The following is a 13,581-nucleotide window of genomic DNA, read 5'->3' on the forward strand; positions in this document are numbered from 1 at the left end:
AAGGTTTCAAAAATAGCCGCACTAAGCCTGTTCTTCACCTGTTCCAGCCTGACCCACGTCCAGAATTCCCAGCAGATTCATGGAAAAGACGAAGTTTTTCTGGTCGATCTTGCCAAATTCGGAATCACTTTGATCGAGGTGAACAAAGATGATGCTGCCTTCGGCAACCAGACGGTCTCCCACCATGGCGGTCACATCGACGGCGCCCCCTTCCTCACCAGCATTGGTGATTTTGGCGGTATAGATGAGCTGATCACCCGGGCAGGCCCAGCTGTGGAACGTCATCTGGGGCACTTTGGCCAGAATCACGATGTGTTCGAAATCATTGATCTCGCCCAGCAGAATTCCCCCCGTCTGGGCCATGCCTTCGATCATCAGGGATCCGGGCATCACCGGAAAACCGGGGAAGTGGTCGTGCAGATGCTCCTCGGCCAGCGTCACGTTTTTGACACTCTTGGCGTAAGAGCCGCTCTCGAATTCAATAAAGCGGTCAATCCAGAACCAGCGCATTTCAGCGAACCTTATTGCAGGTGACTTAAAGCTAAAGCAGACCGAACAGCTCTGAATGCGATTCGATCAGACGAAGCGGCACAGCCCACCCGGAGTGAGCTGTGCTGCATTCGACAGTTTTTCTAAATCAGAGATAACTCTGGCTTACTTTAGACGGGCATCCAGGAAGTTAACCAGCATCTCGACGGTGAACAGGTCCTGCATCTTTTCGACTTTGGGATCGTCGGCAAAAGAATCGATGTCTGCGTGTGGCATCTTTTCACGCAGTTCTGCAATCCCTGCTTCGGTGAATTCGCCATCTTTCACGAAACCGGAATCGGAAGAAGCGATGTTTTCCGGGAAGAGTTCCCCACGGGGAATCTTGATGTCGAATGCTTTTTCCAGACGGAACGCGATGTCCAGAAAGTCAATTGATTCTGCACCGAGGTCTCCCATCAGGGTCGCTTCGGGCACTACTTCGTCGTCATCCAGTCCGAGGGCATCCACGAGGGTTTCACGAACGGAATCGAAGATTTCATCTCTAGTTGGCATCTAAATACTCCTTGATTTCGACCCGCAGGTCGATTATTCCCGCCGACCCAGCCTGTGTAAAACTATTCGGCGAGAGGAATAGTTTTGACAATTTCCGTGTCGACGATCGGAATTGACCCAATTCCAGAATGGTCGACAAAACAAAATATCTCGATTCGTCACAGCCACGAGCTGCTTCGAATTTTACGCTTATTAAATTCCACCCAGAGTCAGACCACCGTCTACGGCCATAGTCTGACCGGTGACGTAGGATGAGTCTTCACTGGCAAAGAACAGCACTGCATTGGCGATGTCTTCGGGAAGACCCAGACGGCGGGCGGGAATGTGTTTCTTAATCTGATCGCCGGCGGCATTACGCACGTCAACGGTCATGTCTGTTTCAATAAAACCGGGAGCGACCGCATTAACGGTGATACCCCGCTTGGCAACTTCGGTGGCCAGGCAGCGGGTGAATCCGATGATCCCCCCTTTACTGGCAGCATAGTTGGACTGTCCTGCGTTACCGAAGTGAGCAGCGACGCTGGACATGTTGATGATGCGTCCATAACGTTTTGACATCATCGGTCGTGTCACTGCCTGGGAGAAGTTGTAGACACTGGTCAGGTTGGTGTCGATGACAGCCTGCCAGTCTTCAGCAGACATGGTGGCCAGCAGACCATCGCGGATAATACCGGCGTTGTTGACCAGGATGTCAATCTTTTCCCATTTTTCGATGACCTGTTCCACAACGGCATCGGTCTCGGTTTTGTTGGCGACGTCAGCCTGAATCGCGAAGGCTTCGCAGTTTTCGTCAGCCAGTTCTTTGACGATCTGCTCTGCAGCTTCTGCACTGGAACGGTACACAAAGGCAACTTTAGCCCCTTCCCGGGCCAGGGCCTGCACGACGGCTTTTCCAATACCGCGGCTGCCGCCGGTTACCAACGCTACTCTTCCTTCCAGTTTCATTCCTCAATCCAATCTAAATAGTTAACAAGATTTGTTAGTGCTTTGACAGAAGTCGTATTCCGGATCGCTCTGATTTCAGGGGGTAACCTGTTTAGCCGGATTCCAAAGCTGGGCAAATTGAGTCTTCAGATCCTTGATCCGGTCTGCATCCTTGTCGGCCATCGACGGGTTCTTATCAGCCAGATTAAACTGCTCCAGAACGATTCGTCCGCTGACAGCCGCTTCCCCTTCGACTTCGCTCGAAGCTTTCAGTGTGCAGAGGTTGTCCTCCCACTTCTGAATGCTGAGCGAAACCCGCAGCTGTTTGCCGGGGGTGACGAAACTGTTGAAGCGAATGGCCTTGGTCTGTTTCAACAGGACAGTGCTGTATTGAAAGTCATTGGTATATCGCATCAGCCAGGCACCCGCCTGCACGATGGATTCGACCATGAGTACGCCCGGCATGACAGCGAAGCCGGGAAAGTGGTCCTGCAAATACTCTTCGGCGAGAGAAAGGTTTTTGACAGCCGTGATCGACTTGCCTTTCTCGAGTTCTTTAATTTGATCGACGAGCGAAAATCGCATGTCTGTATTATCTCGCTACCTGTCAGGGAAAGGTGTTCTCGGTGTAACCGGAGAGCAGAGGCGTTACTGAGATCTTCAGGGCACTCATCCTGCGGTCATGATCAATCGGATTGAAATATAGAATCCCCTATCGATGATCCGTCCGAAAAACTTCATTCGTTTCTTCAGAGTCATTGGAAACGTGGCAGTATAATTGCCCGATACTGGTTTCTCAAGCTTGTTGCTCACCAGACAAACCCGAAATCCCCTGAAAATTCAACGTTTCGATAAATATGGCCGTAAGTGTAAAGCAAGTAACAGGATACGTGGAATGATCCAGGTTCGAGAGTCTTATCTGGCCAGGTAGCAACCTATTTATAATGAATCTCGATGTAGTGTGGGAGCATATTGTCTGGCAGGCAGGAGTCAATAGGAGGTGAATGATTGTCGATTGAACTTTGACGTGACCCATTTTGTGACCTAGGTTTAGAGAGAGTCAGGTTCTGTGTGCGAACATCCGGACCTGTTAAAAAGAACAGACCTTTCATCCTGTAACGGGTTTACACTAATGGGTATTGTCACAGAGAGTCAGCCGGACGTTAATTTGAGAAAACAGGCGATTGAGGAGATTTTACCGCCGGGAATCTCTCGAAAAAGTGAACCTGTTTCTTTTCGCAATTGCAGAAGCGCTGCTGGGTTGACGACTCGGGTGGCCACCACTTCGACAGGTCGAACCTGGGGAAGTCTGCTGCAGAAACTGGAGCAGAAGCAATCTCCCGCCGTTCCCAAGCCGGAGCGTTTCGAACAATCGCAGGGGCACGCCGGTGAACGTCGTGCCTTTCCCCGGCATTCAAGTGATGCCATCATTCTGGCCTTCAATCAGGATGAAGCAGGGCTGACTGCTACAGGGGAAGCAACTGGTAAAAAAGGCTATGCGATTAATGTCAGTCGCAACGGGATTTCCTTTGCTGCCCGATCTGAATTTCAGCCGCGGGAACAACTCCAGTTGCGCGTCGAAGAAACACAACTGAATTTTACATTGAATGTCTCTGCAGAGGTCTTACGGTGTGAATCGTTGGACAGCGAATTCCATCGCGTCGACTGCAAGCTGGTGACCCCGTTAACCGATCAGCAGATCCAACTGCTCAAAGAGCACGTTCCCTCCTGTTTTGCAGGCTGAAACTATTTAGCCTGTGGTGGTACTCCCAGCGATTTGCCACCATCAATGCGGAGAGCGGTGCCGGAAACCATCAGGGCGTCTTGGCTGGCCAGGTAGCAGATGGCAGATGCAACTTCCTGTGGGCTGATCATTCGTTTGTTGGCGGCAGCGATCGGGCTGGCGTTGATCATAGACTGGGTCAGCCCGTCCGGATCTACGGCTCTGGCAATGTCATCATTCATCATGCCGGTCTCTCCGACCGGTCCCGGGCAGACACAGTTGATACGAATGTTGTCTTTTCCGTGGCAGAGTCCCAGGCTTTCCGTCAGGGCTACGACCGCGTGTTTGCTGATTGAGTAAACCGGGTCATGCGCCCGTGGGAGTAGACCCGCGTTGCTGGCGGTGTTGACGATTGCTCCCCCACCTGTGGTCAGCATGTGTTTAATCGCATGTTTGCAACCCAGGAAGGTCCCTTTCAGGTTGGTGTCGATACAGGCGTCCCACTCTTCCTCAGAGACGAGATGAATCTGTTTCACCATGCCGATGCCAGCATTGTTTACCAGCACATCAATGCGACCATACTGGTTGACAGCCTGTTCGATTAATGCCTGTACGTCCGATTCCTGACGCACGTCACAGCTCACTTCAACAATTCCAAGTTGCTCGAACGTGTCCCGGTTTTCTGCGAGATGTTTGACGTCCCCTGCAAACACGTGAGCGCCGGCTTCAGCCATCATGATTGCGGTGGCGCGACCAATTCCGTTTCCTGCACCTGTAATAATGACTACCTGGCCCTGGAACTGATACTGGTTTGTCATGGATTGATCTCAATATATCTAGAATAAAGTATACGTATGTGTCGTTGAGCCCGGGCAGATGAAGGGCTGATTCCCCTGAAGAGGGGTAAATGTTAGGATAGTATCGTTTATAAGGTCTATGATATCAGAGTGTTATGTTGATATTAGCTGTCTCGGGGATTCAGAGTTAGCATCAAAAATGATTGATATTCGCATTGGAAATTGTGGAAAATCGTGTACTCTATAGTAAGGTAATTAGCATAATTTCCAGATATTATTGAGAGTCGCCTCGAATGTTTTGCGCTTTGAGTTAGTTATTACAGTAGCGAGACAGCTTTCTTTTCGCAATTTGGTGGAGCACAGCAATACCGGTGCGACTGCTGTAGCGTCTTCAGTCTCTCATTTTTTTACAACAGTGGAGTACTCGAAAATGCGTCGTTTTTCTAAACAACTCAGTGTTGTTTTCACAGTATTACTTTGTGCCAGCGCTGTGGCGCCTGCCGTCAAGGCTGCAGGTCCGGAGAGCAGAACGAAGGCATTTTCCACCGGGGCTTTTGATCCATTTATCGACTTCATCAACCAGCGGGTGCGCCAGGGTTGGGAAGACAACGAAGTCGATCCTTCTCCCGTCGCTTCCGACGAGGAGTGGATTCGTCGAGTTCACTTGGATCTGATTGGTCAAATCCCTTCCGCAGAAACGGTTGAGAAGTTTGTCAAAGATCGTGACTCTGCCAAGCGATCTAAATTGATTGATCAGTTGCTGGACGATCCCGGCTATGTACAGAACTTTACGAATGTCTGGACGAACCTGCTCATCGGTCGTCGTACTCCACGACGGGTGAGCCGCAACGGGATGCAAAAGTTCCTGCGTGAGGTGTTTGCCAAAAACCGCCCCTGGGATGAAACCGTTCAGGATCTCGTGACTGCGGAAGGGCATTTTGAAGAAAACGGGGCAGTCAACTACCTGCTGGCCCAGATGCAGAACAATGACGAAGCAGTGCAGGTTACAGCCGCCACGACGCGACTGTTCCTGGGAATCCAGGTGCAGTGCACCCAGTGTCACAACCATCCGTTTAACGACTGGAAACAGAACCAGTTCTGGGAATACAACAGTTTCTTCCGTCAGATGCGACGGGTGAACCATCGTAAGACTGATCCAAAGACCGGTCGTCAGGTTGACGATTATTCAGAAATCGTAGCCACCGGATTTGACGGTCCTGTCTATTACGAAAAACGTTCGGGTCTGATGCAGGTTGCTTATCCGATCTTTGAAGAATTTAAAGTCAGCCCTGATTCAGGCGTTGAACGGCGTAAGGAATTTTCCAAGCTGATCGTAAAGGGAGATCGTCCTCTGATCGCCACTGCGATTGTCAACCGGATGTGGGGTTACTTCATGGGCTACGGTTTCACCCGTCCCGTGGATGACATGGGTCCTCATAACCCTGCCTCACACCCTGAACTGTTAAATAAAATGGCCGAAGAACTGGTCAAAAAAGATTACGACCTCAAACAGCTGGCCCGCTGGATCTGTAACAGTGAAGCCTACAACCTGACCAGTCAGTATGGCAGCAAGAATGAAATTGACAGTCCTGAACGTGGAGAGACTCCTCTGTTCTCTCATATGTACGTTAAGAACATGACTGCCGAACAGTTGTACGATTCACTCATTGTCGCCACGGGTGCTCACAAGTCCGGACAGTCTAACTGGGAACGGGCCGAACAGCAGCGTCGTCAGTGGATGAATCAGTTTATGGTTGCCTTCGATACAGATTCCGGGGACGACGCCACCACATTTAATGGCACCATTCCTCAGGCTCTGATGATGATGAACGGAGAATTAACCAAGAACGCAATCAGCGCCGAGAGCGGCAGTTATCTGAATCAGATGCTGCTGTCGAAGGGGAACGATCAGGATAAGATCCGTAAAATGTTCCTCTCGACTCTGAGCCGATATCCTGATCGTCGGGAAGTGACCAGTGCCCAGAGGCTGATCGCCCGGTCTCCGGATAAACTGGCCGCCTACCAGGACCTGTACTGGGCTCTGCTGAACTCCAACGAATTTATTTTCAATCACTAAACTACAGCGTCGTGCTAAAGACAAATCAATAAACAAACATCCTTTTCGCAAAAGGCCACTATCATGACTATTATGAATCCTTACGGAATGACGCGTCGGCACTTTATGAAGCACGTCGCAGGTGCAGCGACCGCGATTCCAACCATGAACTTCCTGTCACATCTGGAAGCGAATGCTGCTCAGGTTACGAAGCAGCAGAAAGCCTGTATCCTGATCTGGATGCCGGGTGGACCACCGACCATCGACATCTGGGATCTGAAACCGGGTTCCAAGAACGGCGGCGAATTCAAGCCGATCAGTACCAAAGGTGATATGCAGATTTCTGAGCACATGCCCAAGACCGCTCAGGTCATGGACAACCTCTCGCTGATTCGCTCCATGAGTACTCGTGAAGCTGACCATGCCCGTGGTACCTACTACATGCACTCTGCATACGTACCTAACCCCACCGTGGTACACCCGACCTTCGGTTCGGTGGTCAGCTACGAACTCGGTTCACGTCGTAAAGAACTGGATATCCCCTCGTTCATTTCCGTCGGGGGCAGCCGGGGTAGTGCCGGCTTCCTGGGAATGGCTCACTCGCCATTCGTAGTATCCAGCAATGGAACTATTCAGAACGCTGATATCAACATGGCTGAAAAACAGCGTCTGGGTCAGCGGCTGGACATGCTCCAGGTTCTGGAGTCCGGATTCATTAAATCCAAGCGTGGTGAGTCCGCCAACTCTCACAAGGACATCTACAAGAAAGCAGTCAACCTGATGACTTCCAGCCAGATGGAAGCCTTCAAAGTTGATCAGGAACCAGCGGCTGTCAAAGACGCCTACGGTACCGGCAACTTCGGACAGGGACTGCTGCTGGCCCGTCGTCTGGTCCAGGTCGGTGTGCCTTTCGTCGAAGTCTCCGCTTCGGTTGGCAGCTGGGACCTGCACCAGGGTGTGTTCGATTCACTCAAGAATCAGAACCTGCCTCAGCTGGATAAAGGGATCTCAGCTCTGGTAACCGACCTGAAACAACGCGGCATGCTGGATGATGTGACCATCGTCTGTATGGGTGAGTTTGGTCGTACCCCGCGGATTAACCAGAACGTCGGTCGTGACCACTGGGCCGCCAGTTGGACCGCCATGGTTGGTGGTGGCGGACTGAAGAACGGTCAGGCTATCGGTAAGACCGACAGCGATGGTATCGGCATCGAAGGCAAGAGCTATCTGCCTGGCGACCTGTGGGCAACTGTTGCTCACTCTCTGGGTATTCCGCTGGATATCGTACATACCTCAAAACGCGGTCGTCCGATGAAGCTGGCCAATGGTGGAACTCCGATTAAAGAACTGATCGGTTAGTCTCAGTCTGATGATCAGCTGAATGAAGCCATAAAACAGCGGATGCTCGCAGGGGCTTCCGCTGTTTTAGTCTCGTTTCTGCTGGAAAGTGATATTTGAAATTGATGTAAAAGATTGGGCAGTCCATTGACCAGTTCGACCGATCTACCTGCTTTTCCAGATACGTCATCGGAAGAGAGTCGGGAATTCATTTCGCTGTTTACCAGGCATCAGCGGCGGATCTACCTCTACATTCTCTCGATGATTCCACATCCACTGGAAGCGGAAGAGATTCTGCAGAATACGAATCTGGTTATCTGGAAGAAGGCAGCTCAGTTTGAAGTGGGAACTAATTTTTTTGCCTGGGCCTGCCAGATCGCACATTATGAAATTCTGAAATATCGGAAAAAGCGTGGTCGAGACAAGCACCAGTTCAGTGATGAGTTTGTCTCACAGGTGGCAGAAGCCGTCAAAGAGAACCAGGACCTGTTTGAACTGCGGCGGAATGCCCTGACGTTCTGCCTCGCGAAATTACGTAAGAAAGATCGTGAACTGATTCAACGACGTTATCAGGGAAGTAATCAGGGAAAAGAGCTGGCAGACGATCTGGGACGTCCTGTGAATTCGGTTTATCAGTCTCTGGGCCGGGTTCGTCGAACTTTATTTGAATGCATTAACCGTTACATTGCAGCTGAGTCGTATAGTCATGAGTAAGCAGGAAGTACAATTAGCTGAGCTTTCTTTGCTTATGGAAGCATTGTGCGAGGAGCGTCTGACTGCTGAAGAGCAGCGGAGGCTGGAAGAGATCGTTCTCTCCAATCCGGACGCGATGCAGTACTACCTGAATTATGCGCACCTGCATGGAACACTTTACTGGGATCAGGCATTAGGCTCTGACGCTGAGATGGCCGTTGCATCCCCTGTTACTGACGCAGAGCTGCCGGTGCTGAAGCAGCCTCATGATCAGGTTCGTCGTAGATCGCTGTCCCGGGCCGGGCTGGCAGCGACTGCAGTTCTGGGGCTGGTGGTTGTGGTCTGGTATGTATTTCGAGGACCCTCCACCGAACCTCAACTGGCTGACAACCAGCAAGCCCCGTCTGAATTGACACCAGGGCCAGCGAAAACACTGGTCACTGAAGATGGTATTCGGCGGTCTCCCCAGTTCGATTCTTCACAGCATCCCATGCTGCGACTGCGTCAGGATGGAACCGTAACTCAGCTTACAGACCAGCCTCTGGTGGCTGCCAAACCGAAAGCATTACCACCGGTAGAGAAGCTCCCCGCGGATGCGTCTGATGAAGCGATCGTTACTTTTATCAACCATCGGATTCAGGATGGCTGGCAGGCCGCGAATATTACACCTTCTCCTGCTGCCACTGACGCGGAGTGGGTCCGTCGGGTCTACCTCGATGTGATTGGTCGCATTCCAACACCCGAAGAGGCCGAAAACTTCCTGAAGTCCAAACAGCCTGACAAACACCAGCAGCTGGTTCAGAAGCTGCTGGAAAATCCATCTTACGTAACGAACTGGTCGACGATCTGGACCCGTCTGTTAATTGGTCGGTCCACTTCACGCGGAATCAACCGTCGCGCATTACAGGATTTCCTGGTACAGAGCTTTGATGATAACCGTCCCTGGAATGATATCGTATTCGATCTGGTGGCTGCTGAAGGAGACGCCGATACCAACGGCGCCACAAACTTTCTGCTGGCCCATCTGAATAACCAGGCAGTCCCAGCGACCGCAATCACAACCCGTCTGTTCCTGGGAACGCAGATTCAATGCACGCAGTGCCATAATCATCCCTTCAATGATGCCACCCAGAGTCAGTTCTGGGAAATCAACAGCTTTTTCAAGCAGACGAAGATCGTTCGCAAAAAACGGACTGACAAGAAAGGGGAAAAGGATCAGACTCAACTGGCTTTGGTCTCCCTGCGTGATGGCGGTACGACGTTTTACGAAACCCGACAGGGATTGATGCAGCCCGCCTATCCTAAATTTGCCGGTGTGAAAATTCCCGAAGGTCCGAATGTGAATCGTCGTCAGGAACTGGCGAAACTGATGACCTCCGGCAAAACCGATCAACTGGCGCGGGCGATGGTCAACCGCATGTGGGCTCACTTTTTCGCATACGGTTTCACTCGACCGATCGACGATATGGGCTACCACAATTCACCCACACATCCTGAGCTGCTGGACGAACTGGCGCGGCAGTTCGCTGATAGTAACTACAACATCAAACAGCTGATTCAGTGGATCTGCCTTTCAGACGCCTATCGACTCAGCAGTCAGTTTACTGCCGATAATGCATCCGATGATCCGGATGACGGCAGTACTCCCAATTTCAGCCGGATGTACGTGAAACAGATGACGGTAGAGCAGCTTTATGATTCACTGCTGGTAACAACCAATCCGGCAGAGATCGTTACCGATTATCAGTCGGCCTGGAAGAAGATGCAGAAACGTGATCAATGGCTGCAGCAGTTTGTCTACACTCATCAGAATGAAGAGAATGACGAAACGACCACCTTTGACGGTACCATCACCCAGGCTCTGCTGATGATGAATGGTCCCCTGGTACAGAACAGCCTGGATTATAATCGGAAAGATACCATACTGGCCTCGGCGATCAAAGAACGCTCGCCCGATGCCCGCATCAAGAAACTGAGTCTGGCCGCCCTGACGCGTTATCCCACATCCAGGGAGCTGACCGAACTCAAACGGCTGGTCAAAGAACGGACTCGATATCTGACTTCCCGCAATGTACCTCCCCAGATCGCAGTTCAGCAAAGCTACCAGGATGTCTACTGGGCCTACCTCAACTCCAATGAGTTCATTCTCATCCACTAAGCGGCGATCCGAAGCTTGCGATTGCAAGAATGAACTGGTATAGCTGATCGCAGGTTTTCTACTCTCTCCGGCGTGAATCGTTTGCGCCCTGCAGGAGAGGGTTTCTGCAGCATGGACTGCGATTTGACTCACGGAGGGAGCTCATGACCGATCGTCTGTTTAATAAGGTCGCTGTTATCACAGGCGCGAGCAGTGGCATTGGACGCTCCATTGCAGAGCATTTTCTGAATGAAGGGGCCAAGGTCGTTCTGTTCGCCCGCCGGAGTGAACTGCTGGAGGAACTGGAAGCCCGCTATCCAGCACGAACACTGGTCATCGACGGGGATGTAACCAGTGAAGAGGATTTGCTGCGACTCTCCGAGGGGACCAAACGCCGCTTCGGGCGGGTCGATATTCTGGTGCCCAACGCAGGGCTGGCACGGGTGATCCCGATTGAAGATTCTTCGCGTTCAGCAATCGACGAAACCTTTAATGTGAATTTTCATGGTGCCCTGCAGACCGTGCGCACTTTCCTGCCGGATCTGAGCGAGGGCGCATCGATTCTGTTTATCTCCACCTTTCTCACACAGGTCGGCTTTCCAGGGCTGGCTGCCTACTCGGCGTCCAAGGCTGCGGTAAAATCTCTGGCACAGACTCTGGCTGCGGAACTGGGCCCGCGCGGCATTCGCGTCAATTCAATCGCGCCGGGGCCGATCAATACTCCCATCTGGAGTCAGGTCGGTCTGAATGAGGAACAACTGGCGGGAGTCGCGACGCAGATTAGTCAGCGCTTAATATCCGGAAGCTTCGGGAAGCCGGAAGACATCGCAGAGACCGCCGTGTTTCTGGTTTCTGATGCAGCGCATTTTATTGTCGGGCAGGAAATCGTAGTCGATGGTGGCTATACGATTGGTTGAAATCGGTCAGAGCAGGTTTCAGCCACGTCGATCATGCGCCAGTGAGACGGGCGTGATTTGATTGCCGATGAACTCTTTGAGTGTTTTAAACTGTTTGTTGGTCAGAAAGACACACAGCTCACAGCCTGTGACGTATTTTCCGGAATCGTCCTGGTTCTGCCAGACGACTCGGGCGGTCGAGTTAAATAGATGCTCGCCTGCACTATGAACCTGCACAAGCAGTGTCTCTTCGATGGTCAAAGCCACATCCAGCAGCATGCGCAGACCGTCAACGGAAACATCGCACACAGTTCCCTCTAATGGTTCATGACCCGAACCACTGCCGGATCTCAGCAGGCGGACTTCGATGCCTGCTTCCAGTCTCTCATAATTCCGGCGTTCATCTCCGGAACGTCGGTTATTAGAACTTCTACGATCGATCATGAACGCAACCCGCTGTCTGTATTCGAAAATCAGAATCAGTCTATGCAGAGAGATTTCGGGACCAAGTTTAAGAACACTGCAAATGAAGTATAGAATAGATTCGGCAGCGGGAGGGGAGAGAGTTTGAGAATCTCTGCTGGAGATCACAACCGGGCAGTCTGTGCCGATTCTACTGTTTGACCGTTTTAAACAGCGGCAGGATTTCGTTCAGATTATCTTTCTCACACAGCAGAATTACAGTATCGCCTGACTGAATCTGATCATCGGCACCGGGTACACGGACACAGTCCTCTTTTACGACCGCAGCAATCAGTGCCTGCTTCAATTTGATATCTTTCAGTTTAGCCTGGGTAATGGGAGAGTTCTTTCGAACCTCTACTTCCAGGATCAGCGAGTTGCCCCCACCAATTTCAGAGTGGCTGATCACAGGTCCTGAATGAACCATTCCCATGATCTGACGGGTAATGACTTCCCGGGGACTGACGGCGACATCGATCCCGAGTTTTTCCAGCACGTTGGCATAATCGGGCCGACGCACAATACTCATGATGCGGTCAGCTCCCAGCTCTTTGGCCTCCACGCCACACACGATGTTATCCTCATCCCGTCCGGTCGCGGCGACGAAAACGTCAGCCTTTCCGACTCGAGCCTCTTCCATTTCCGTGCGGCGGGTTGCGTCCGCGTGCAGAACGGTTGTGGAACTCAGATGTCGGGAGAGAAATTCACAACGTTGCGGGTCGGTTTCGAGAATTGTTACCGAGTATTCTTTCTTCTGCAGAATACGCGCCAGGTTGAAACCGATATTTCCACCGCCGGCGATAATGACGCGGAACTTCAGTGCCCGCTTATGCTGGAACATGCGATGAACTTTATCGATGTTCTCCTGGGTACCAATCAGAGTCACGATCTGCCCGGCTTCAATTACATTATCTGCACCCGCAATAGACGTACTGTTGCCATCCGAAATCAGGCCTACGCGCACACCGCTGGGCAGTTTGAGATTCCGGAGCAACACCCCGTCCGCTTTGACGCCGGGCTGTACGTCGAGCACCTGAATCACAACTTCGCCACGGGCAAAGTTCTCCACCGCAAACAGGCCTGGCTCTCCGATCTGCTTTGCGAGTTCGAGGGCGGTCAGATGTTCCAGACTGAGCAGGCGGTCGATGTTGAAATGACGCTGATAGTCGAAGGTACTCAGATTCAGATAGGCGTGATTGAATACCCGGGCGACACAACGCCGGGAACCCATGGCTTTGGCAAGGCTGGCGCCAACCATGTTGACTTCGTCCTGGCTGGTTACCGCCAGACACAGGTCTGCTCCCAGGACACCTGCCTGAAAGAGGATGGCGGAGTCACAGGCAGAGCCACAGATGGTCTGCACGTCGACCCGTTCTTCAATTTGTTCCAGAGCACGCCGCGACTGGTCAATGATGGTGACGTTATGTTGTTCGGCGCAGAGCGTGTCAGCGACAAATGTGCCCACAGTTCCCGCACCCATGATGACAATATTCATATTCTACTCAACAGTAAAC

General features: G+C 51.8%; 13 protein-coding genes. 6 read left to right on the forward strand and 7 right to left on the reverse strand.

Annotated elements, in window-relative coordinates:
- Positions 1-21: 21 nt before the first annotated feature.
- From F1728_RS17130 to F1728_RS17145, 4 genes are all read right to left on the reverse strand, one after another.
- Positions 22-510, reverse strand: a complete 489-nt coding sequence (locus F1728_RS17130; protein WP_145192232.1) for a 3-hydroxyacyl-ACP dehydratase FabZ family protein — start codon at positions 508-510, stop codon at positions 22-24.
- Positions 511-654: 144 nt separating this feature from the next.
- Complete coding sequence (locus tag F1728_RS17135) at positions 655-1,041, reverse strand: acyl carrier protein (RefSeq protein ID WP_145044789.1); 387 nt, start codon at positions 1,039-1,041, stop codon at positions 655-657.
- Between the two features lie 192 nt (positions 1,042-1,233).
- Positions 1,234-1,986, reverse strand: coding sequence for a 3-oxoacyl-[acyl-carrier-protein] reductase (fabG, locus tag F1728_RS17140; RefSeq protein WP_145044787.1), 753 nt, complete (start codon positions 1,984-1,986; stop codon positions 1,234-1,236).
- Positions 1,987-2,061: 75 nt separating this feature from the next.
- Entirely contained in the window at positions 2,062-2,550 is a 489-nt protein-coding gene (locus tag F1728_RS17145) for a 3-hydroxyacyl-ACP dehydratase FabZ family protein (RefSeq protein ID WP_145044785.1), read from the reverse strand.
- A 676-nt stretch (positions 2,551-3,226) separates the two neighbouring features.
- Between F1728_RS17145 and F1728_RS17150 the strand changes: the two genes are divergently transcribed.
- Positions 3,227-3,709, forward strand: a complete 483-nt coding sequence (locus F1728_RS17150) for a PilZ domain-containing protein (RefSeq protein ID WP_194242411.1) — start codon at positions 3,227-3,229, stop codon at positions 3,707-3,709.
- Positions 3,710-3,711: 2 nt separating this feature from the next.
- Here the strand turns inward: F1728_RS17150 and F1728_RS17155 are convergent, their stop codons facing one another.
- On the reverse strand, positions 3,712-4,506 hold the full coding sequence (locus F1728_RS17155; protein ID WP_155365118.1) for an SDR family NAD(P)-dependent oxidoreductase: 795 nt from the start codon (positions 4,504-4,506) through the stop codon (positions 3,712-3,714).
- Between the two features lie 409 nt (positions 4,507-4,915).
- Here F1728_RS17155 and F1728_RS17160 point away from each other — a divergent pair, with 409 nt between their 5' ends.
- The 5 genes from F1728_RS17160 to F1728_RS17180 all read left to right on the forward strand — a co-directional run bounded on the left by F1728_RS17160 (position 4,916) and on the right by F1728_RS17180 (position 11,626).
- On the forward strand, positions 4,916-6,562 hold the full coding sequence (locus F1728_RS17160) for a DUF1549 and DUF1553 domain-containing protein (RefSeq protein WP_155365119.1): 1,647 nt from the start codon (positions 4,916-4,918) through the stop codon (positions 6,560-6,562).
- A 63-nt stretch (positions 6,563-6,625) separates the two neighbouring features.
- A complete protein-coding gene (locus F1728_RS17165) occupies positions 6,626-7,900 on the forward strand; it encodes a DUF1501 domain-containing protein (protein WP_145044777.1) in 1,275 nt (424 codons plus the stop codon).
- Positions 7,901-8,026: 126 nt separating this feature from the next.
- Positions 8,027-8,593 (forward strand): sigma-70 family RNA polymerase sigma factor, encoded by a 567-nt coding sequence (locus tag F1728_RS17170; RefSeq protein ID WP_145044775.1) that lies wholly within the window; start codon positions 8,027-8,029, stop codon positions 8,591-8,593.
- Positions 8,586-10,730: a DUF1549 and DUF1553 domain-containing protein gene (locus tag F1728_RS17175; RefSeq protein ID WP_155365120.1), complete on the forward strand. Its 2,145-nt coding sequence runs from the start codon at positions 8,586-8,588 to the stop codon at positions 10,728-10,730. Before F1728_RS17170 ends, F1728_RS17175 begins: the two co-directional genes overlap by 8 nt.
- A 143-nt stretch (positions 10,731-10,873) precedes the next feature.
- The gene (locus tag F1728_RS17180) at positions 10,874-11,626 is read left to right on the forward strand and encodes an SDR family NAD(P)-dependent oxidoreductase (protein WP_155365121.1); all 753 of its coding nucleotides are present in this window, start codon (positions 10,874-10,876) and stop codon (positions 11,624-11,626) included.
- 18 nt (positions 11,627-11,644) lie between these two features.
- Here F1728_RS17180 and F1728_RS17185 read toward each other — a convergent pair whose 3' ends face one another.
- Positions 11,645-12,049, reverse strand: coding sequence for a PilZ domain-containing protein (locus tag F1728_RS17185; protein WP_155365122.1), 405 nt, complete (start codon positions 12,047-12,049; stop codon positions 11,645-11,647).
- 169 nt (positions 12,050-12,218) lie between these two features.
- Positions 12,219-13,562, reverse strand: coding sequence for a Trk system potassium transporter TrkA (gene trkA, locus F1728_RS17190; RefSeq protein ID WP_145044767.1), 1,344 nt, complete (start codon positions 13,560-13,562; stop codon positions 12,219-12,221).
- Between the last annotated feature and the right edge of the window lie 19 nt (positions 13,563-13,581).

It is taken from the genome of Gimesia benthica, from assembly GCF_009720525.1.
In the GTDB taxonomy this organism is placed as follows: domain Bacteria; phylum Planctomycetota; class Planctomycetia; order Planctomycetales; family Planctomycetaceae; genus Gimesia; species Gimesia benthica.